General features: G+C 59.6%; 19 protein-coding genes. 6 read left to right on the forward strand and 13 right to left on the reverse strand.

Annotated elements, in window-relative coordinates; genetic code table 11:
- Positions 1-157 precede the first annotated feature (157 nt).
- The 3 genes from QCBJ_RS17915 to QCBJ_RS17925 are packed head-to-tail and all read right to left on the reverse strand — an operon-like array spanning position 158 to position 2,505.
- A complete protein-coding gene (locus QCBJ_RS17915) occupies positions 158-1,504 on the reverse strand; it encodes an ATP-binding protein (RefSeq protein ID WP_046035648.1) in 1,347 nt (448 codons plus the stop codon).
- Entirely contained in the window at positions 1,501-2,178 is a 678-nt protein-coding gene (locus QCBJ_RS17920) for a response regulator transcription factor (protein ID WP_015885446.1), read from the reverse strand. Before QCBJ_RS17920 ends, QCBJ_RS17915 begins: the two co-directional genes overlap by 4 nt.
- Positions 2,179-2,196: 18 nt before the next feature.
- On the reverse strand, positions 2,197-2,505 hold the full coding sequence (locus QCBJ_RS17925) for a hypothetical protein (protein ID WP_043205769.1): 309 nt from the start codon (positions 2,503-2,505) through the stop codon (positions 2,197-2,199).
- A gap of 137 nt (positions 2,506-2,642) precedes the next feature.
- Between QCBJ_RS17925 and QCBJ_RS17930 the strand changes: the two genes are divergently transcribed.
- Positions 2,643-3,359, forward strand: a complete 717-nt coding sequence (locus QCBJ_RS17930; RefSeq protein WP_102061273.1) for a 4'-phosphopantetheinyl transferase — start codon at positions 2,643-2,645, stop codon at positions 3,357-3,359.
- 80 nt (positions 3,360-3,439) lie between these two features.
- Here the strand turns inward: QCBJ_RS17930 and QCBJ_RS17935 are convergent, their stop codons facing one another.
- Both QCBJ_RS17935 and QCBJ_RS17940 read right to left on the reverse strand, forming a co-directional pair.
- Positions 3,440-5,050 carry an ATP-binding protein gene (locus QCBJ_RS17935; RefSeq protein WP_015885449.1) on the reverse strand — a complete coding sequence of 537 codons (1,611 nt, stop codon included), beginning with the start codon at positions 5,048-5,050 and terminating at the stop codon, positions 3,440-3,442.
- The gene (locus QCBJ_RS17940) at positions 5,047-5,772 is read right to left on the reverse strand and encodes a response regulator (RefSeq protein WP_015885450.1); all 726 of its coding nucleotides are present in this window, start codon (positions 5,770-5,772) and stop codon (positions 5,047-5,049) included. The genes QCBJ_RS17935 and QCBJ_RS17940 overlap by 4 nt, the downstream gene beginning before the upstream one ends.
- Positions 5,773-6,552: 780 nt before the next feature.
- On the opposite strand from QCBJ_RS17940, the gene QCBJ_RS17945 reads away from it, so the two are divergent.
- Positions 6,553-9,447: a ribonucleoside-diphosphate reductase subunit alpha gene (locus tag QCBJ_RS17945; protein WP_015885452.1), complete on the forward strand. Its 2,895-nt coding sequence runs from the start codon at positions 6,553-6,555 to the stop codon at positions 9,445-9,447.
- A 92-nt stretch (positions 9,448-9,539) separates the two neighbouring features.
- Here QCBJ_RS17945 and QCBJ_RS17950 read toward each other — a convergent pair whose 3' ends face one another.
- From QCBJ_RS17950 to QCBJ_RS17980, 7 genes are all read right to left on the reverse strand, one after another.
- Complete coding sequence (locus tag QCBJ_RS17950) at positions 9,540-10,499, reverse strand: hypothetical protein (protein WP_102061335.1); 960 nt, start codon at positions 10,497-10,499, stop codon at positions 9,540-9,542.
- Between the two features lie 304 nt (positions 10,500-10,803).
- Complete coding sequence (gene flgE / locus QCBJ_RS17955) at positions 10,804-12,108, reverse strand: flagellar hook protein FlgE (protein WP_102061274.1); 1,305 nt, start codon at positions 12,106-12,108, stop codon at positions 10,804-10,806.
- Between the two features lie 31 nt (positions 12,109-12,139).
- On the reverse strand, positions 12,140-12,865 hold the full coding sequence (gene flgD / locus QCBJ_RS17960; RefSeq protein ID WP_093545481.1) for a flagellar hook assembly protein FlgD: 726 nt from the start codon (positions 12,863-12,865) through the stop codon (positions 12,140-12,142).
- 16 nt (positions 12,866-12,881) lie between these two features.
- Positions 12,882-13,325: a flagellar basal body rod protein FlgC gene (flgC, locus tag QCBJ_RS17965; protein WP_015885456.1), complete on the reverse strand. Its 444-nt coding sequence runs from the start codon at positions 13,323-13,325 to the stop codon at positions 12,882-12,884.
- 3 nt (positions 13,326-13,328) lie between these two features.
- Positions 13,329-13,736 carry a flagellar basal body rod protein FlgB gene (gene flgB / locus QCBJ_RS17970; RefSeq protein ID WP_093545478.1) on the reverse strand — a complete coding sequence of 136 codons (408 nt, stop codon included), beginning with the start codon at positions 13,734-13,736 and terminating at the stop codon, positions 13,329-13,331.
- A 308-nt stretch (positions 13,737-14,044) separates the two neighbouring features.
- Complete coding sequence (gene cheR, locus QCBJ_RS17975; RefSeq protein WP_046035645.1) at positions 14,045-14,872, reverse strand: protein-glutamate O-methyltransferase CheR; 828 nt, start codon at positions 14,870-14,872, stop codon at positions 14,045-14,047.
- Between the two features lie 43 nt (positions 14,873-14,915).
- Positions 14,916-15,848, reverse strand: a complete 933-nt coding sequence (locus QCBJ_RS17980) for a chemotaxis protein CheV (protein WP_015885458.1) — start codon at positions 15,846-15,848, stop codon at positions 14,916-14,918.
- Between the two features lie 82 nt (positions 15,849-15,930).
- On the opposite strand from QCBJ_RS17980, the gene flgA reads away from it, so the two are divergent.
- The 4 genes from flgA (at position 15,931) to QCBJ_RS18000 (ending at position 18,524) form a co-directional block, all read left to right on the forward strand.
- Positions 15,931-16,695 (forward strand): flagellar basal body P-ring formation chaperone FlgA, encoded by a 765-nt coding sequence (gene flgA, locus QCBJ_RS17985; protein ID WP_046035644.1) that lies wholly within the window; start codon positions 15,931-15,933, stop codon positions 16,693-16,695.
- A gap of 141 nt (positions 16,696-16,836) precedes the next feature.
- Complete coding sequence (gene flgM / locus QCBJ_RS17990; protein WP_015885460.1) at positions 16,837-17,160, forward strand: flagellar biosynthesis anti-sigma factor FlgM; 324 nt, start codon at positions 16,837-16,839, stop codon at positions 17,158-17,160.
- Positions 17,161-17,208: 48 nt separating this feature from the next.
- Positions 17,209-17,679, forward strand: a complete 471-nt coding sequence (locus QCBJ_RS17995; RefSeq protein ID WP_015885461.1) for a flagella synthesis protein FlgN — start codon at positions 17,209-17,211, stop codon at positions 17,677-17,679.
- A gap of 95 nt (positions 17,680-17,774) precedes the next feature.
- Positions 17,775-18,524 (forward strand): flagellar brake protein, encoded by a 750-nt coding sequence (locus QCBJ_RS18000; protein WP_015885462.1) that lies wholly within the window; start codon positions 17,775-17,777, stop codon positions 18,522-18,524.
- 61 nt (positions 18,525-18,585) lie between these two features.
- Here the strand turns inward: QCBJ_RS18000 and QCBJ_RS18005 are convergent, their stop codons facing one another.
- The gene (locus QCBJ_RS18005; RefSeq protein ID WP_102061275.1) at positions 18,586-19,977 is read right to left on the reverse strand and encodes an MFS transporter; all 1,392 of its coding nucleotides are present in this window, start codon (positions 19,975-19,977) and stop codon (positions 18,586-18,588) included.
- Positions 19,978-20,084 lie beyond the last annotated feature (107 nt).

Genomic DNA, 20,084 nt, shown 5'->3' on the forward strand with positions numbered 1-20,084 from the left:
CTATGTCTCGCGCTACAACATCAGCAGGCCTCACAGCTATAACGACTACAGGTCGCCGGTCGTGAAGGAAAGGTTGGCGGCGTGAACCGTAATCGGTGTCCAAGATTACTTGACCAGTTCAGCTTGCCCCCGATGAGGCCTGTAAAACCAGTAAAGATCACAAAGCGGGGAAGTGAATCTTGAACGCGGCGCCGCCCAACGGCGAATCGCCCAAGGTCAACCGCGCGCCATAACTTTCAATAATATCCTTGACCACCGCCAAGCCAATCCCCTGCCCCGGATGCTGGCGATCCAGCCGTTCACCCCTTTGCAGAATCCGCGCACGCTGATCCGGCGGAACCCCAGGGCCATCATCCTCAATGCACAATTCGGTGCCTTCCAGGCTTTCCACCAGACTGATGCGCACCTCACTCAGGCACAGGCGGTAGGCGTTTTCCAGCAGGTTGCCGAGCAACTCCAGCAAGGCGCCCTTCTCGATCGGCACATCGCATTCTTCCGGCAACTCAAAAGACACCGTGACGCGTTTATCGCGGTAGACCTTGTCCAGCGTATCGCACAGGCTTTGCAGCACCGGCGCCAGGCGTACCTGATGGCGCACCAGCCCGCTTTTGCGCAGGCTGGCCCGCTGCAACTGGTAGCTGATCTGCTGGCTCATGCGCTCGATCTGCGATTGCAGCACCCAGGCCTGATCGCGATCTTCAGGACGCTGGGCCATGTCTTCGCTCACCCCCTGCAAGACCGCCAGCGGGGTTTTCAGGCTGTGGGCCAAGTCGTCGAGGGAATCGCGGTAGCGCGTCCGTTGCTCACGCTCGCTGTGCAGCAGGCGGTTGAGAGAGCCGGTGAGACGCAGCAGTTCGCGGGGGTGTTGCTCGGAGAGGCTTTCGCGCGTGCCGCCTTCGATCTGGTCGAGTTCCTGGCTCAGCCGCCGCAGCGCTTGCAGGCCCCAGGTCAGGCCCAGCCATAACAAGGTCAGCAGCACCAGCAGCGCTGCGCCGAAGCCCAGGTAGAGGTTTTCGCGCAGGCCTTCGAGGGTCAGTTGGTATTCGCGCACCGGTTGCAGGGCGACGATGCTGAAGGCCGCGCTCTTGCCACCGAGCAGCCTGACCTCGACGTCATACACGAAGAATTCCTGGCCGTTGGCCTCGCGAATCCGCGCAAATTCATTGCCGCGCCCGTCGTAGCGCGGCTTGTAGTTGATATTTTCTTCCTTGGTCGCCCGCGAACGCCATACCAGATGACCTTCACGGTCGTAGATATAGCCCAGCAGACGGCTATCGGTCAGGTTGAAGCGCTCGTCCGGCAACTGCGCCGGCATCAGCAGGCGGTTGTTTTCGACCCGCGCGGCAGAGATCAGGGTGGTGACATCCGACGCCAGGCGTTGCTCGATGGAGTCTTGCAGCGCCAGGCTGAACGCGCCCTGCATGGCCGGCAACAACCCGAGCATAAACAACACGGCCAGGGTGGCGGCCGCCAGCATCAAGCGCACGCGTAGCGAGCGAATCAACGGCAGCGCTCATTGAACAGGTAGCCCAGGCCACGCACGGTGTCGATCGGTTTGAACCCGCCCGGGCCTTCCAGCTTGCGACGCAGGCGGCCGACCAGCACTTCAATGACATTCGGATCGCGCTCGTCGTCATCGGGGTAGAGCTGTTCCATCAAGCGGTCCTTGGCGACCACTTGCTGGTGATGACGCATCAGGTATTCGAGGATGCGGTATTCGTAGGCCGTCAACGCCAAGGGCTGTTCGTCAAGGGACGCCTGCTTGCGGTTGAGGTCCAGCAGCAAAGGCCCGGCAACGATGGTCGACTGGGTAAAGCCACTGGAACGACGCAGCAAGGCGTTCATGCGCGCCTCCAGCTCTTCGAACTGGAACGGCTTGACCACGTAGTCGTCGGCGCCGGCCGCCAGGCCTTCGACCTTGTCCTGCCAGTTGCCGCGCGCGGTGAGGATCAGGATCGGGAAGGTCTTGGCCTGGGTACGCAACTGGCGGATCAGGTCCAGGCCGCCCATGCCGGGCAGGCCCAGGTCGATGATCGCCAAGTCATGGTTGAACTGGCCGGTCTGGTACAGGGCCTCTTCGGCATTGGCCACGGCCTCGACCACATGCCCGCTGTCGGTCAGGCGGGTCAACAGGTGATGACGCAGCAGCGCCTCATCTTCCACCACCAGCAATTTCATAAGGCTCTCCAAGGCAAATCAACTGTCCGACAGAGGGATATCATAGCGGCCCTGCAGGTCTTGCGGGCGCAGTTTAATACCATTGAACTGGCCGGTCAGGTGTTCATAGCCGGCGCGGTAGTCCGGCTGCGGGGTTGCAAGGCCCAGGGACTGGCCCCAAGGCGTGGGTTGGCTGCCGGCGTCTTCGAAGCTGACACGCTGGATCAGCGCGCTGGCTTTCTTGGTTTTCTCACGTCCGAATGCGGCAAAGGCGCCGTCCGAGGCCTGGACCCCGGCGGTGGCACTGAGCATGGTTAACGCCAACATCAGCTTTTTGATCGCAGTCATGGTGTTACCTCTACGCGTTTGGCTGTTGCAGCCCAGACTACGCAGGCGCCCCTGAACTCCCCCTGAACAGGCTCTGAACCTCACCTGAACCGCAGCGGGCTATCCGCAAGCGTTTGAACTCGGCAAAATACCGGCCCATGAATCCCCTACCCGCTTGCTGCACCCCACTCGACGCCCACTGGCCCCTGCCTGAGCCCTTGCCGGGCACGGTATTGCTCAGCACCCGCTTCGACCCTGCCTTATTAACGGCAGGCGACTTCCAGCGCAGCGCCGTACCGCCGCCGGCCAGTATCCAGCGCTCAGTGGCCAAGCGTCAGGCCGAGTTCCTGGCCGGCCGTCTGTGCGCCCGCGCGGCGCTGCAACAACTCGATCACCTCAACTACATCCCCGCGATCGGTGAAGACCGCGCACCGGTGTGGCCCGCACATATCTGCGGCTCTATCACCCACAGCACCGGGCATGCCGCCGCGATCGTCGCGCACAAGGCGCAATGGCGCGGGCTGGGGATGGACCTGGAGAATGTGCTGAGCCTGGAGCGGGCGGAGCGGTTGGCGGGGGAAATCCTCACGGCGGATGAGCTGCACCGCATGGGCTCGCTGCCGCGTGAACAGCATGCGCTGCTGGTGACGCTGACGTTTTCGGCCAAGGAGAGCCTGTTCAAGGCGCTCTACCCGATCGTGCAGAAGCGCTTCTACTTTGAGCATGCCGAGGTGGTGGAGTGGTCAGCTGCAGGCCATGTGCGCCTGCGCCTGCTGACGGACCTGTCTGCCGAGTGGTCCCATGGCACACAGCTGAGCGCACAATTTGCGCTGCATGAAGCTCAGCTGTTGAGCCTGGTGGCCATCAGCGCCTGAGCCCCCCCTCCCACACTCGACCGAGTTCCAGCGTTGGGATGCCATCGACTGAGGGAGGGGGCTTGCTCCCGATAGCGACATCAGGATTTATCCTGATCCCGTGGCCAACTCAGGCTGAAGCAGGCCCCACCCAAATTATTGCTCTTGCCGATCAACGCCCGCCCGCCGTGCCAATAAATGATTCGCCGCACAATCGACAACCCCAGGCCATGCCCACCCGAAGCACGGGTGCGGCTGTCATCCAGGCGCAGGAACGGCGTGAAAATGCGCTCCCAGGCACTTTCCGGCACGCCGGGGCCGTCGTCCTCCACATCGATGCGGCAGCGCACCTGGCCGACCTGATAGCTGATCAACACCTGCCCCTGGGCATGGCGCATGGCATTGCTCACCAGGTTCTGCAGCGCCCGATGCAGATAACGCGGCTCGGCATCCACCCAGGCGTCATCCCAATGCACCGAAGACAGGCAAATACCCCGGGTCACGTTGACCTGCGGGCGCAGTGGCGATAATTCGCCGATCACCTGATCGAGCAGCGCATTGAGGTCGACCCGCTGGAAATTCAGCTCCGGCGAGCCTTGCTCCAGACGTGCATACGTCAGCATTTCGTCCACCAGGCCATCAAGGTCCTGGATATCGCTGTCCATGCCCTCCAGGTATTTGCGCCGCGCCTCGGGGGTGGTGGCATCGCCGACCATCTCTAGGCCGAAGCGCAAGCGCGCCACCGGCGTGCGCAGCTCATGGGACACCGCGCGCACCAGTTCGCGCTGGATCGCCAGCAACTGTTGCAAGTGCTCGGCCATGCCGTTGAACGCCGCGGCCAGGCGCCCCACCGAGTCAGCGCCGCGAGCCGGCACGCGGACTTCCAAGTTGCCCTTGGCGATGCGGGTGGCAGCGGCTTCCAGGCCGCGCAACCGGCGTTCAAGCTGACGCACTAATAGATAGACGATCAGACCGATCAGCGTCAGGCCGATCAAGGCAATCAGCACCAGCCATTGCGCCGGATAAGGACTCATCTGATACAACGGGCCGATTTCCAGCACCCACGGCGTGCCGACCATGCCGGCAAACACGCGGATCGAATCGCCGCCCTTGCCCAAGGCCATCACCGTGTCGCCTTCCGATACGCGGCGGCGCTGGTCTTCATCCATATCAGTCTGGTCGAGGGTCATCAGGTGCATGTCAAAGCCAAAACCCTTGGCTTCTTTTATGTCTGCCAGGCGTTGCGGTTGTTCCGCCACCGGGAAGCGCACCAGTTCGTCGGCGAGCAGGTAGATGGTCGCGCGGGCCAGTTGCTCGCTGATCTGCTGCACCTCTCCCTCCAGCACCAGTTGATCCTGATCACTGACCCATCGCAGCACCCGTGCGGCATGCGGCCCGGTCTGCTCCACCAGCACCTGCCCACGTTGCAGGCGGTTGCGCTGGCTCGAGTCCAGTTGCGTATCCGCGAGGGGGCGCAATTGCAGCGGGATACCCAGCAAACGTTCCCACACCGCCAGGGCGCGTTGGCGCTCGATGGGGCTCATGGGCTGCAGGTTATCGCCCATCAACGCGAAGGTGCCGTGGGCCAGGCGCTCGCGGTATTGGCCGCTGCGCACCTCGTTAAGCAGGTGCAGGGCCAGCACGCCGAGCAGCGCCACCAGGATCAGCGCCGCGCACATACCGCCGTAGATGCGCAGGAAGATCGAGTTCACAGCGGCATGTCGGCGGCGGCTTCGGGGACGAACAGGTAGCCTTTGCTGCGGATGGTCTTGATCAGGCGCGGGTGGATCGGGTCGTCGCCGATTTTCGGGCGAATACGCGAGATGCGCACATCGATGGAACGGTCCTGGCCGTCGTAACCGATGCCGCGCAGGGCGATGAAGATTTCTTCGCGGGACAGGATGCGCCCGGCATTCGCCACCAACAGCCACAGCAAGTCGAATTCGGCGCTGGTCAGCTCGATGCCGGCATTATTCAGCCAGGCCTCGCGCAGGGCGTTGTCCACCACCAAAGGGCCAAATTGCAGGCGGCGCTGGCTTCCCACGGCAGTCGGTTCCGCCGGTTCGCTGCGCCGCAGCAGGGCCTGGATGCGCGCCAGCAACAGGCGCGGGCGTACGGGTTTGCACACGTAGTCGTCGGCGCCCATGTCCAGGCCCAGCACCTGGTCCATGTCGTCGGTGCGCGCGGTCAGCATCAGGATCACGCCGTCATAACGCTCGCGCACTGTGCGGCAGATGCTCAGGCCGTCTTCGCCGGGCAGCATCAGGTCGAGGATCACCAAGTCCGGCTGTTCAGCGATGATCCGCGCCGCCGCCAAGGCCCCATCGCCCTCCACCGACACCTGCAGGCCGTTGCTCTCCAGGTACTCGCGGGTCAATTCGGCGAGCCGCTCGTCATCCTCGACGATCAATACCTGCCAGGCTTCTTGCTCCACGGGTGATCCTCATTGTTATAAAGAAGGTCGTCCTAACCATGCGATCTATTGTCGGAGGGGCTTGCGCTCACATTCTGATCTGCGCCAGCCACACCTTATTTGTAATGTTGGGAAGGCATAACAAAGACCGATTGTAGCCATGCCGCAACCCTGGAACACAAGCTTGGAAATGCATTCGGTGATCGCATTTTTTTGTGATAGGGTTCGCGCCCTCAAAAATCCAATCAGCTGTTTTTACCTTGGAATATTCGGTGACAAACGGCCGAATCCAGCAGCAATGCGGCCTACACGGGTGTTCCACGTTTCATACACATTTTACCCACAGCGTTATCCACAGGTAGTGCGTTGCTAAGCCCCCCAAAACGCATTATCTTGTAGCTCGGCGCAAAAAAAACCCTACATGTAGGGTTTTGAGCGAAAAAACCAAACACAGATCAGACAAGAAACTCAAGCCCTTTCTTGCTCTCGTTTGGTTGAACCAAAGCATTTTTCGAAAGCCCAAACCGCTCACGCGGATGGCAGCCGTTTTCACGCTCCAACAGCGCAAAACGGTACGGGTGTTGCAGTGCTTGAACCTGGCAACTGTCACCCACCAGGAATACGGCCAAGGGCTTTTGAGCCCCGAACCGAAGACTTCGGCATGGAAGCGGCGCGAACAGCTCCCTTCCTCCTGTCCCGAAGTTGTTATGCCAGGCCCAGGCCTGCTGTAAATGCTTCAGGACGGAACGGTGGGCACCGTGATGGTGCCCAAATAAATATAGAACGTGGAGACAACCCCCCATGCAAACCGACACAACTCGCGAGAACCCGCAGGGCTCCGTGCCGCAGGCCGCTGATTCGAACCTGGATCTGTCCGCCACCGCACCTGGCCAACTGCGCGTGATCAAGCGTAACGGGACTGTCGTTCCTTACACCGATGACAAAATCACCGTCGCCATCACCAAAGCGTTTCTTGCAGTTGAAGGCGGCACCGCTGCCGCTTCGTCGCGCATCCATGACACCGTTGCCCGCCTGACCGAACAAGTCACCGCGACCTTCAAGCGTCGCATGCCCTCGGGCGGCACTATCCACATCGAAGAAATCCAGGACCAGGTCGAACTGGCCCTGATGCGTGCCGGCGAGCAGAAAGTTGCCCGCGACTACGTGATCTACCGTGACTCGCGCGCCAAGGAACGTGCCGTGCGCACGCCAGCCGAAGAAGCCGCGGTACAGGCTCACCCGTCGATCCGCATTACCCTGGCCGACGGCACGTTTGCGCCGCTGGACCTGGGCCGCCTGAACACCATCATCACCGAGGCCTGCGAAGGCCTGGAAGAAGTCGATGGTGACCTGATCCAGCGCGAAACCCTGAAAAACCTGTACGACGGCGTGGCCCTGACCGACGTCAACACCGCGCTGGTGATGACCGCCCGTACCCTGGTCGAGCGTGAGCCGAACTACTCGTTCGTGACCGCTCGCCTGCTGATGGACACCCTGCGTGCCGAAGGCCTGGGCTTCCTCGGCGTAGCCGACAGCGCCACCCACCACGAGATGGCTGACCTGTACGCCAAGGCCCTGCCGGCCTACATCGCCAAGGGTATCGAATTCGAATTACTGAACCCGATCCTGGCCACCTTCGACCTGGAAAAACTCGGCAAGGCGATCAACCACGAGCGCGACCAGCAGTTCACTTACCTGGGCCTGCAAACCCTGTACGACCGTTACTTCATCCACAAGGACGGTATCCGCTTCGAACTGCCGCAAGTGTTCTTCATGCGCGTGGCCATGGGCCTGGCGATCGAAGAGAAGCACAAAGAAGACCGCGCCATCGAGTTCTACAACCTGCTGTCGTCCTTCGACTACATGTCGTCGACCCCGACCCTGTTCAACGCCGGCACCCTGCGTCCACAGCTGTCCAGCTGCTACCTGACCACCGTGCCGGATGACCTGTCGGGTATCTACCACGCGATCCACGACAACGCCATGCTCTCCAAATTTGCCGGTGGCCTGGGCAACGACTGGACGCCGGTGCGTGCGCTGGGTTCGTACATCAAGGGCACCAACGGCAAGTCCCAGGGCGTTGTACCGTTCCTGAAAGTCGTGAACGACACCGCCGTTGCGGTCAACCAGGGCGGCAAGCGCAAAGGCGCTGTCTGTGCCTACCTGGAAACCTGGCACATGGACATTGAAGAGTTCATCGAGCTGCGCAAGAACACCGGTGATGACCGTCGTCGTACCCACGACATGAACACCGCCAACTGGATCCCTGACCTGTTCATGAAGCGCGTCTTCGATGACGGCCCGTGGACCCTGTTCTCGCCTTCCGAAGTGCCGGACCTGCACGACCTGACCGGCAAGGCCTTCGAAGAACGCTACGAGTACTACGAAGCCCTGTCCCAGTACCCAGGCAAGATCAAGCTGTTCAAGACCATCCAGGCTAAAGACCTGTGGCGCAAAATGCTGTCCATGCTGTTTGAAACCGGCCACCCATGGCTGACCTTCAAAGACCCGTGCAACCTGCGCAGCCCGCAGCAGCACGTGGGCGTGGTCCACAGCTCGAACCTGTGCACCGAGATCACCTTGAACACCAACAAGGACGAGATCGCCGTTTGCAACCTGGGCTCGATCAACCTGCCGAACCACATCGTCAACGGCAAGCTGGACACCGCCAAGCTGGAACGCACCGTCAACACCGCCGTTCGCATGCTCGATAACGTGATCGACATCAACTACTACTCGGTGCCACAGGCGCAGAACTCCAACTTCAAGCACCGTCCGGTCGGCTTGGGCATCATGGGCTTCCAGGACGCGCTGTACCTGCAGCACATTCCTTACGGTTCGGACGCTGCGGTCGAGTTCGCCGACAAGTCCATGGAAGCGGTCAGCTACTACGCGATCCAGGCTTCCTGCGACCTGGCCGATGAGCGCGGTGCCTACGAGACGTTCCAGGGTTCACTGTGGTCCAAGGGCATCCTGCCGCTGGATTCGCAACAGATCCTGATCGAGCAACGTGGCCAGAAGTACATCGACGTTGACCTGAACGAATCCCTGGACTGGGCGCCGGTACGTGCCCGTGTACAAAAAGGTATTCGTAACTCCAACATCATGGCCATCGCGCCGACCGCGACCATCGCCAACATCACCGGCGTATCGCAGTCGATCGAACCGACCTATCAGAACCTGTATGTGAAATCGAACCTGTCGGGCGAATTCACCGTGATCAACCCGTACCTGGTTCGCGATCTGAAAGCCCGCGGCCTGTGGGACTCGGTCATGATCAACGACCTGAAGTACTACGACGGTTCCGTGCAGCAGATCGAGCGCATCCCGCAAGAGCTCAAAGAGCTCTACGCGACCGCTTTCGAAGTGGACACCAAGTGGATCGTTGACGCGGCCAGCCGTCGTCAGAAGTGGATCGACCAGGCCCAGTCGCTGAACCTGTACATCGCCGGCGCATCGGGCAAGAAGCTGGACGTGACCTACCGCATGGCTTGGTACCGTGGTCTGAAAACCACTTACTACCTCCGTGCCCTGGCCGCCACCAGCACCGAGAAGTCGACCATCAACACCGGTAAGTTGAACGCTGTTTCCAGCGGCAACCACGGTGACGATTCGGTACTCGCTGCTCCGGCCGGCCCGGCGCCAGTGCCAAAGGCCTGCGCCATTGACGAGCCGGATTGCGAAGCTTGCCAATAAGCTGAGTCGTTCTTGGGCTTGAACGCCCGGGATTGAAAAAACCCCTGATAAACCCTGGATGTATTGGGTTTACCGGGGTTTTTTCTTTTCCACTATATGAAAGCGTAAGCATTGCCCTGCTGAGGCCTGCCGCCTTTCTGGCCCCACAATTCAATGTGACCACCAATCACCGCCATTGAATGCCCGCCATAATCCACGACCCCTAGCTTACCGCTTGCGAGTTCAGAGCTGGATGACTGTCTGTAGAGCCCCTTCAAACCAAGCCGATCCAGCGCCTCCCAGCCCATTTCGCCATTGTTCAGGCTTTGCATCGCGTGGGCAAAACTACGCTTTGCATCATTGGGGTTGTCATCAACGCCATTACCCTCCATCTGTGCGCGCTTGGCACTCGCCGCGTACATGAAGTTAGCGTCGGTCATCATGGCCGGATCATCACCTTGAAATTGCGCATAACTCGCTGCTTGCTTCAATTCAGCCTTTGACAAATGCAGATCAAACCCATCCCGCATCTTCACGTCATAACCATCGCCTGCCTGCTTTACTTCCTGAAAGACATCGGTAGGTTTCTGGCCAAACTTCATCATTGCCGACTTTATGGCTGAAACAGTGACACAGTTACCGTCCGGCCCCTGCTTGAAACCACTCCAGATATTGCCAGCTTCTCTGCCCATGCCGGGTTTTTTACCCGGGTTGCTAGGGTCAGGCTTGTAATCAAAGTGGCGCGCGCCCTCGGTAAAGGGCTTGTTGGTCATCGGCTCACTGCCGCCGAAATCGCTCGGATTAACCCTGCCGCCGCCACCACCGCCACCGCCACCGCCACCGGGTGATGGCGGAGACGGAGACGGAGGCGGAGTAACGCCCTCATCATCCTCAGGGAACAACTCTTTCAGCAATCGCTTGAGAAACTCAAGAAACTGCTGATCAGCCTCGTCGATCAGCTTGTTAAGGATTTCCTTGAATTTCTCATCGCCCATTTGCTCGCGCAGTTTGTTTAATTTATCCCGCGAGTCTTGAACCGTCTGCGTCTTGCCTGTTTGCTGCGCCTCAAACATTTCGTTGAGCAGCTTTTTGACCGCAGTTACCTCAGCAGTGGGCGTGACCGATGTGGCATCCCCTCGCACGACACCCGGTAAAGGAACTGTCCGCCCAGCACCTGGCCCAAAAACGCCTGAACTCCACATACTCCGTTCCCCTTGATTGGTGAACCTCCTGGGCTCTGATCCGATCAGTGGCAAGACGGGTAATAGGCGTTCCTTACCGGGCAATTCAGCGCGTAACCCTAGGTGTCGCGGGCTATATTCCTACACGCAAAAAAAAGCCCCTCTTACGAGGGGCTTCTTGTAGAGCATTGATGCATCAGGTCATCTGAATGATGGTCTGCATGATGGTGCTCTGGGTGGAGATGGTCTTGGCGTTCGCCTGATAGTTGCTCTGGGCCTTGATCAGGTCCACCAGCTCGTTGGTCAGGTTGACGTTGGAGTTCTCCAGGGAGTTGGCCACGATCGAACCCAGGGTACCGGCTTGCGGGGTGTCATAACCTGGCTGGCCCGAGGCGAAGGTCTCTCTCCAAGTTGTGCCGCCCGAAGGCTGCAAGCCTTGTTCGTTGTTGAAGCTGGCCAGGGAGATCTGGCCGATGGCCTTGCTCTGCTGGTTGCTGAAGGTGGCGAACATCACGCCGTTGCCGTCGATTTTCAGGCCGGTGATCTGGCCGGTGGCGTAACCGTCGGTGGTCGGCGGGTTGCGGTAGCTGGCCGAGTTGTACTGGGTGACGTTGCCCAGGTTGACGGCAATATTCGGCGCTGTGGCGTCGTTTGGCGCCCATGTACCGTTGGTCACCTTACCCGGTACCCAGCCGGTGAGCGTCAGGGTGGTACCGGTCACACCCGCACCGGCGATGCTCAGCAGCTTACCGGCACCGTCAAAGTTGAAGGTTGCCGGCACGGGCGCTGTGGCGCCAGTGGTTGTAGGCTTGGTGCCATCCAGGTTGCGGCCATCGATCAACGTGTAGGCCTTCCACTCGTTGGCGTCGGTTTTCACCATGTACTGCACCATCTCGTGGGAGTTGCCCTGGGCATCGAACAAGGTGGTGCTGTTCTGGGTGGTGAAGGAACTGGATTCGCTTGGGTCAAACGGATTAGTGGTCTGGTTGATCACCGGCGCCGACGAGTTCAGGTTACTGGTGGAGTCCACCTTGGTGGACGCCTTGGGTGGCAGGTACGACAGGTTCAGTTGCAGGTCGGTCAGGCCGCCCTTGACGATATTGCCGTCCTCGTCCGCGGCATAGCCTTGCAAGCGCGACGTGCCGGTATTGTTGGTGACGTAGCCATCTTTGTCGGCACGGAAGGCACCGCTGCGGGTGTATTCCAGCGAACCGTCGCTGCCCTTCTGGACGAAGAAGCCACCGCCCTGGATCGCCATGTCCAGCACGCCGCCGCTGTTGTTGACGTCACCTTGGGTGAACTGCTGGGACACGGCCGCCAGGTTTACACCGTTGCCGATGCTGTTCTGACCAGTGCCCAGTTTGGACGCGGCGTAGATGTCCGCGAATTCCGCGCGGGACGACTTGAAGCCAGTGGTCGCGACGTTGGCGATGTTGTTGCCGGTCACGTCCAGTTGTTTGTTGGCCGCATAGAGGCCGCTAAGGCCGATATTAAAAGACATGTTTCTCTCCCTCTGCCGTATTTAGCCGGCTCTATGTACCGATAGTCTGAATTTGCGACAGCTTGACGCTGCCCATGCCACCTGCAAGGTTCAGCAGCATCTCGCCGCCGGTCTTGCTCAAGGTCACGCTCGTTACCGTCGCAGGCAGCGAAGTGGCCAGGGCGACAGCCTCGCCCTTGTCGTTCTTGGTAGTGGCATTGAAGGTGTAGGTGCCCGCAGGAGCGACCTCGCCATTGTCGTTCTTGCCATCCCAGATGAAGCTTTGGGTACCGGCGCTCTGGGCCCCCATGTCGAGGGTGCGCACCACAGTGCCATCTTTGTCGGTGATCTTGACGGAGACGTTGCCCACCGCCGAGGTCACCGCCACGGAACCGTTCATGCTCTTGCTGGTGTCGACCATGGCCTTGTCGGTCTGGATGATGATCGACCGCCCTACCAGCGACGACGCCTGCAGCGCTTGCGAGGAGCTGAAGTTGCTGGAGATGTTATTCACCGAATCGTTCAGGGTGTTGATGCCTTCCAGGCTACTGAACTGTGCAAGCTGGGCCACGAACGCGCCGTTGTCCTGAGGCGACAGCGGGTTCTGGTTTTTCAGCTGGGTCACGAGCAGTTGCAGGAACGCGTCCTTGCCCAGCGACTGGTTGCCCGTCGCGGACTTGGCGGCATCGCCGACGCTGCTGTTGTCCGTTGCAGTCTTGACCTTGGAATTGAAAAGGTCCTGGACTGCCGTGGTGTTACTCGTATCAACGATGGCCATTATTTGGCGCCCCTTATCACTGACCCAGGGTCAGGACCTTTTGCATCATGGTTTTGGCGGTGTTCATCATTTCCGCATTGGTCTGGAACGAGCGGCTGGCAGAAATCATGTCCGCCATTTCCTCGACCACGTTGACGTTCGGGTAGTACACGTAGCCTTTTTCGTTGGCCGCCGGGTGGTTAGGCTCGTAGCGGGCCTCCAGATTGCTCTGGTCTTCAACCACACCGAGTACCTGCACGCCGGAGCCTGCGGCACCTTGGTCCTGGAACAGCGAGTCGCTGCCGCCGCTCTGGCCACCCTGGAACATGGTGGCGAACACCGGGTGACGGGCGCGGTAGGTCTGGTCAATGCTCGAAGACACGGTCTCGGCGTTGGCGATGTTACTGGCGACGGTGTTCAAGCGCGTGGTCTGCGCGCTCATGCCACTGCCGGCAATATTGAAAACACTGGACAGGGACATGGCTTACTCTCCGCGCAGGGCTGACATCAGCCCTTTGAATTTGCTGTTAAGCAGGGTGAAGCTGGCTTGGAAGTTCACCGAGTTCTCGGCGTAGGCCGATTGCTCCAGCTGCGCGTCGACGGTGTTCTGGTCGATCGACGGCTGCATCGGCGTGCGATACAGCAACGACTCGTCACCACTGCTCAGGCCTTGCGCTTCAATATGACGGCTGTTGGTCATGTTCAAGGCGAAGGTGCCGTTCTTGGTCTTGTCCTGCTGGGCGGCGAGCACGGCAGAGAAGTCCAGGTCCCGAGCCTTGTAGTTCGGGGTATCGGCGTTGGCAATGTTGTTGGCCAGGACTTCAGCACGCTGGGCGCGGAAGCCCAGGGCTTTTTCGTGGATACCGAGCGCTTTATCGAAGCTGATGCTCATGGCGGAAACCTTTAGGCTGACCTGCTTTTCGTTAACAGGGTTATAGCAAGGTGCATGCCAATCTGATGGAGGCCCGTATATCAAGGGCTTGCGAGGCGGTTGCCGGCGACGATGCCAGAAAAGCGGCAAGCGATTTCCGCGTGGCGCCAGTAAAGCGGCAATGGGGAGTTGCCGCTCTCTTGAAATTTGCCGCAAAAAAATGTGGGAGGGGGCTTGCTCCCGATGACGGTGTGTCAGTGATAGCTATATCAACTGAACCATCGCCATCGGGAGCAAGCCCCCTCCCACATTGATCGAGTGAGATCGTCTTACTTGGCCTGGTAGATGATCCCAGGGCTGCACTGCACCATCTGGTAATGGTCCGGCAGGCCATTCAACGCTTCGGAAGCCCCGAGGAACAGATAGCCGCCGCGCTTGAGCGTGCCGTGAATGCGCAGCAGGATGTCTTTCTTCACCTCGGCCGAGAAGTAGATCAGCACGTTGCGGCAAAACACCATGTCGAACTTGCCCAGGCTCGCGTAGCTGTCGAGCAGGTTGAACGAGCGAAACTCCACGCGGCTCTTGATCGGCGCCTTGACCGCCCAACGCCCGGCCCCTTTGGGGTCGAAGTAACGTTGCAGGCGTTCCTGGGACAAACCACGGCCCAGGGCCAGGCTGTCGTACTCGCCGGTCTTGCAGTTGGTGAGCATGGTGCCGGACAGGTCGGTGGCAACAATTTGCGCGCCTGCCTTTAACTGGCCCATGTTGGTTCGCTCGAACTCATCGATGGACATCGAAATCGAATACGGTTCCTGCCCCGAGGAGCAGGCAGCAGACCAGATGCGCAGACGCTGGCCCGGGCTGGCCTTGATAGCTTCCGGCAGCACTTTGCTCTTGAGCACTTCAAACGGATAGGTATCGCGAAACCACAGGGTCTCGTTGGTGGTCATGGCATCGACCACCATCTCCTTGAGCCCACTGCGCGGCTGCCCCTGGATGCGCTGTACCAGCTCACCCAAAGACTTGATGCCCTGCTGCTCCATCATTTTGTTGAGACGGCTGGATACCAAGTACTGCTTGTTTTCACCGAGCAATATGCCACAGGCTTTTTCCAGGAAGACCCGGAACTGTTCAAAATCCAAATTACCCGTAGACACTGATACCGCCTCTTAAATCGTAAGACCGCCAGGGAAAAGGCCCCTAGCTATGATCTGCTGCCTTGATCCGGTCGACTACCCGGGATGCCAGGTCATCAGGACGGAATTTGGCCAGGAAGTCATCGGCACCGACTTTCTTGACCATCGCCTGGTTGAATACACCCGACAACGAAGTATGCAGGATGATATGCAATTTTTGCATGCGCGGATCGTTGCGTATCTCGGCCGTGAGGGTGTAGCCGTCCATTTCCGGCATCTCGATGTCAGAGATCATCATCAAGAACTCTTCCTCCGGCTTCTTGCCTTCATCCACCAGCTTGCGCAGGTAATCCAGCGCCTGGCGACCATCGTTGAGCGCTACCACTTCGACGCCGACGGTTTGCAGGCAACGGGTCACCTGTTTACGCGCCACCGAGGAATCGTCCACCGTCAGTACCCGCAGCGAAATAGCCTTGTGCGCGGTTTCGGCGTCCACCACACCGACGGAAATCGATTCGGACGTGGGCGCGACTTCGGCGAGGATCTTCTCCACGTCGATGATTTCCACCAACTGGTTATCGACCCGCGTCACCGCCGTGAGGTAGTGATCGCGACCGGTGCCCTTGGGCGGCGGATGGATCTCCTCCCAGTTCATGTTGACGATGCGCTCCACCGAGCGCACCAGGAAACCCTGGGTCTTGGTGTTGTATTCGGTAATGATCACGAACGGGTTCTCGCGGTCCTGCAACCCAGCGGAACCGGTGGCCAGGGCCAAATCAAGAATCGGAATCGTCGCGCCACGGATGTTAGCGACGCCACAGACCACAGGACTGGACTTGGGCATGATGGTCAACTTGGGGCACTGCAGCACTTCCCGCACCTTGAACACATTGATGCCATACAGCTGCTTGCCATCCAGACGAAAAAGCAACAACTCCAGGCGATTCTGCCCTACCAGCTGTGTGCGCTGGTTTACTGAATCCATTACTCCTGCCATGCCTTGACTCCTACGCTAAAACCTTTGGGGGTGCGATGCGCACCCAACACTAAACGGCACGAGCTTTGCTATTTATTGGTTTATGGATATTAAAACGACAGTTTCCCGACGCCCTGGTGCCCGACGATTGCGCAGATTGCTCTGCGCCGCGATGGCATTGCTTGCTGTTAGCCTGGGCACCACGGCCCGTGCCGATAACGTCACATTGCCTGATCTACTTATCGGCGTCACTCAAGGCTTTCTTGAGTTCACTGTAGAAGATTATCTGGCAACCACTCAGACGCCGGGGCGTTATGAAATCCAAGTCAACCAGTTGGACCCGCGTTTACGCATGCCAATGTGCGACAAGGAATTGACAGCCACGCTGGAAAGCCCCGCCCAACCCATCGGCCGCGTGACGGTGAAGGTGCGTTGCGACGGCGCCTCGCCCTGGACAGTGTTCGTGCCGGCACAGGTCAAACTGTTCCGCGATGTGGTGGTGGTTGCCCGGCCAATGAAACGTACCGGCATCATTGGTTTCGAAGATGTGGTACTGCGCGAACGCGACATCAGCATGATCAGCCAGGGCTACCTGACCTCCCTCGACCAAGCGGTCGGACAGAAATTAACCCGACCAGTGGTAACAGACCAAGTCATCACCCTGGTGCATCTTGAACAGGCAGAGGTGATTCGCAAGGGCGATCAGGTGGTGATTTCCGCCAGCAGTGGCGGGCTGAACGTAAAAATGCCGGGGGAGGCACTGTCCAACGGTGGCATGAGTGAGCAGATACGGGTCAAGAACCTCAACTCCAACCGCGTCATCAAGGCGCGAGTGACGGCCCCCGGGCAAGTCGAGGTTGCTTTATAGAGTGCTGGCAGAGGACGCTGGGTTTTTCTACACTGTGCACGAGATATTCCGTGCGCAGATTTATTGTCATTCGCGCCTAAAGTTCGTCCGGGTATTGCCGAAAACATGGCAAGCGTCCAAATACCCAGAGGTTTTTTGATCATGGTCATCGATTTCAGCCGTTTAAATAACACCCCGACAACGTCAGGCACTACGCGTACCACCGGTACCAAGGAAAACGTAGAAGCCAAGGCCCAGCCACTGCCCGCCAAGGCAGAACAGGCCGCCGTCAGCCAAAGCGGGGAATCCGTACACCTGAGCAATGAGGCTCAACAGTTGCAGAAGGTCACTGACTCGCTGCGCGATCAACCGGTGGTCAATAAAGCCCGTGTGGCCGAATTGAAACAGGCAATCGCCGATGGCAGCTATAAAGTCGACAGCAACCGTGTAGCCAGCAAGCTGCTTAATTTCGAAGCCGAGCGCTAGGCAAAGGCCTGCGCCGGGCTTTTGGACGCTTAAAACCCAAGGCCAGCCATGCATCACGACGAAAATCTGCTTCAACTGATCATTGATGATCTAGCGCCGACGCAACAGCTGCTCGAGCTACTCAGGGAAGAATCCCTGGCCCTCTACGGCCGCGACATGCCGCTGCTGGAAGAAATTCTAGCGCGCAAGCAATCGCTGATTGTCCTGCTGGAACAGCATGGCAAAAAACGCAGCCAGATCCTCGTCAGCCTTGGCCTGCCCGCAGACCATGACGGCCTGGCGCAGCTGGCCAGCCACTCTTCGGTCGGCGATCAATTACTGGCCCAGAGCAAAGAACTCAATCAATTGCTCGCCCAGTGCCAGGAAGCCAACCTGCTCAACGGTCAGTCGATCCAGCTTCAGCAAGCTACGACCGCCAACCAGTTGCGTATACTTCACGGCGGAGAGCCTCCAGCGCTTTACAACGCTCAAGGTTCCACCTCGCGCCTGGTCAAGCCAAGCACTCGCAGCCAAGCCTGACGCCGGTTTACAGCGCGGCTATCCAAGACGCGCCACATACTGGCAGAATGCCTGCTCTTGCGTGTAGTCGTATTTTGTCTGGAGATGGAAGAACCGTGTTCAACGCCCTTAATGCGGAAGATGCTCCGCAGCCACCCAAGGTCCTCACCACCCCTCTGGAAATCGCCAGCACCTTGCGGATGCTGCAAGAAAGCCATGACCCGCTGATCATCACCTTCCACGAACGCAGCCAGCGCTTCCAGAGCTACCTGGTCGACGTCAACCGCGACGGCGGCTCCCTGGCCCTGGATGAAATGATCCCCCGCGATGGCGAACGCCACCTCGAAAATGGCGAACCCTTCCGCATTGAAGGCTTCCACGACGGTGTGCGCATTGCGTGGGAAAGCAACGGCAGCCTGAGCATCAGCGAAAAGGACGGCCACCGCATCTACACCGGCAGCCTGCCCGCCGAAGTGGTTTACCATCAGCGCCGCAATGCGTTCCGCGCCGCCTTGAAGCTGGCGCAACTGGTCAACATCGAACTGGGTGGAGAGAAGCTCAAGGCCCCGGTCAACGGTAAGCTGCTGGATATTTCCGCGACGGGCTGCAAATTGCGCTTTGAAGGAGATATCTCCGAGCGCCTGCAGCTGGGCCAGGTGTATGACCGTTTCATCGCCGCCCTGCCCTTTGGCAGCATGACAACCTCAGTCGAACTGCGCTACCTGCACTTCGAAGAGAAGATCAACACCACCTTCGCCGGCGTGCGCTTCCACAATATGAGTGGCTTGGTGCAGCGCCAGGTCGAGCGCTTTGTTTACCAACTGCAACGCGAAGCACGGCGTTTCGACAAAGACGACGACTTTTAAACCTGAAAAGATCGCTGTAAAAAAAACGGGCAGATCCTGATGGACCTGCCCGTTTTTACGTTCAGGGGCGCGCCCTGCTCAAGTCGTGAGGGTGTTCGTCAGGCCCTGCAGGCTCAGGCGGCCCTTCAAAGAGCGGCTCATCCGCCTGCGGATCGGGATCCGTCTCCGTCTCCGGCTCAGGTTCCGGGGCAGCGGTTTGCATTTGCTCCTGCACCACCTGCTCATCGACACGCGGATCCAGAGCAGCCACCAGCGGTGAACTGGACATACTGTCGGGCATCGCCACGTGATGCAGGGGCGCGTCTTCCACCTGATGCAAATTGGTGACGGCTTTCGGCCGGATACGCCACACCAGGATCAACGCACACAGGCTGAAAAACGCATACAGCATGTGGCTGCCGAACATCTTCATCACCACACCGGCCAGCAACGGCCCAATGCTGGCGCCTACGCCGTACGTGACCAGCAGCATCGCCGTGAGGGATACCCGACGATCACCTTCCACATGGTCGTTGGAGAACGCCACTGCCAGCGGGTACAGGCAGAACTGCACCAGCGAACACAAGAAACCCGCCACAAACAGAACTTCCAGCGGCACCTTGGTCATTATTGCCAACGGCAACGCCGCCACCGCCAGGCACAGGGCAAAACAACGAATCAGCAGCGCGCGATCATAGCGGTCCGACAACCACCCCAGCGGCCACTGCACCAGCAGGCCGGCAAAAATGCAGCTACCCATGAACAGGCCCACCTGCTCGGTGGTCAAGCCTTGTTGAGAGGCATAGAGCGGCGCCAGACCGTAGAACGAGCCCACGATCAACCCCGCCCCCAGCACGGTGCTCAACGACTGCGGCACGCGCTTGATAAAGAAGCGCGGCTCCATCGGCGCCGGGTGCAGGGCCGCCGGGTGAATCCGCCGAGTCATGGCCACCGGCACCAGGCACAGGGCAAAACACAGGGCAACCAGCATCAACAGCTCAAGGCCGAGCTGAGGGTGCATGACCAGGATCAACTGGCCGAGTACCAGGCCCAGGTAAGACGCAATCATATAGCCGCTGAACACCACGCCGCGTTGCTTGGCGTCCGCCTGCTCGTTGAGCCAGCTTTCGATGACCATGTACTGGCACATCATGCCCAGGCCCACGATCATCCGCAGCACTATCCAGGCCGGCAGCCAATCGATCAGGCCGTGGCCCAGCACGGCCGCACCGACAATACCGGCACAGGTGGCATAGGCCCGGATATGCCCGACCCGGGCAATCAGGCGGTGCCCGATCTTGCCGCCCAGCACCAGGCCAAAATAGTTGGCCGCCATCAGCGCACCCACCCACAGGCTGTCGACATGGTCGGCCGCCAGGCGCAGGGCCAGGTAAGTACTGAGCAGGCCGGAGCCGATCAGCATCATCAAGGAGGCGAAATAAAGGGCTCGAAAAGATTTCCAGATTTGGCGCATCGGCGTTCCGAGCGGCTCCTTGCAGTGAGAGACAGGGCTATCGGCATGATAGTCCGGGGTGGCCGGGTCCGGACAGGCGGCAGGCGCTGTTTCCGGGGATTAATTTG

Origin of the sequence: Pseudomonas sp. QC2, from assembly GCF_002859085.1 — a bacterium.
GTDB lineage: Bacteria > Pseudomonadota > Gammaproteobacteria > Pseudomonadales > Pseudomonadaceae > Aquipseudomonas > Aquipseudomonas petroselini.

Coding starts and splice junctions, on each gene's coding strand:
- QCBJ_RS17995 (WP_015885461.1), top strand. CDS start 17,209: ATGCATCACGACGAAAATCTGCTTCAACTGATCATTGATGATCTAGCG.
- QCBJ_RS17920 (WP_015885446.1), bottom strand. CDS start 2,178: ATGAAATTGCTGGTGGTGGAAGATGAGGCGCTGCTGCGTCATCACCTG.
- QCBJ_RS17945 (WP_015885452.1), top strand. CDS start 6,553: ATGCAAACCGACACAACTCGCGAGAACCCGCAGGGCTCCGTGCCGCAG.
- flgA (WP_046035644.1), top strand. CDS start 15,931: ATGGATATTAAAACGACAGTTTCCCGACGCCCTGGTGCCCGACGATTG.
- flgM (WP_015885460.1), top strand. CDS start 16,837: ATGGTCATCGATTTCAGCCGTTTAAATAACACCCCGACAACGTCAGGC.
- QCBJ_RS17930 (WP_102061273.1), top strand. CDS start 2,643: ATGAATCCCCTACCCGCTTGCTGCACCCCACTCGACGCCCACTGGCCC.
- flgC (WP_015885456.1), bottom strand. CDS start 13,325: ATGTCCCTGTCCAGTGTTTTCAATATTGCCGGCAGTGGCATGAGCGCG.
- flgD (WP_093545481.1), bottom strand. CDS start 12,865: ATGGCCATCGTTGATACGAGTAACACCACGGCAGTCCAGGACCTTTTC.
- QCBJ_RS17925 (WP_043205769.1), bottom strand. CDS start 2,505: ATGACTGCGATCAAAAAGCTGATGTTGGCGTTAACCATGCTCAGTGCC.
- QCBJ_RS18005 (WP_102061275.1), bottom strand. CDS start 19,977: ATGCGCCAAATCTGGAAATCTTTTCGAGCCCTTTATTTCGCCTCCTTG.
- QCBJ_RS17980 (WP_015885458.1), bottom strand. CDS start 15,848: ATGGCAGGAGTAATGGATTCAGTAAACCAGCGCACACAGCTGGTAGGG.
- flgE (WP_102061274.1), bottom strand. CDS start 12,108: ATGTCTTTTAATATCGGCCTTAGCGGCCTCTATGCGGCCAACAAACAA.
- flgB (WP_093545478.1), bottom strand. CDS start 13,736: ATGAGCATCAGCTTCGATAAAGCGCTCGGTATCCACGAAAAAGCCCTG.
- QCBJ_RS17950 (WP_102061335.1), bottom strand. CDS start 10,499: ATGTTTGAGGCGCAGCAAACAGGCAAGACGCAGACGGTTCAAGACTCG.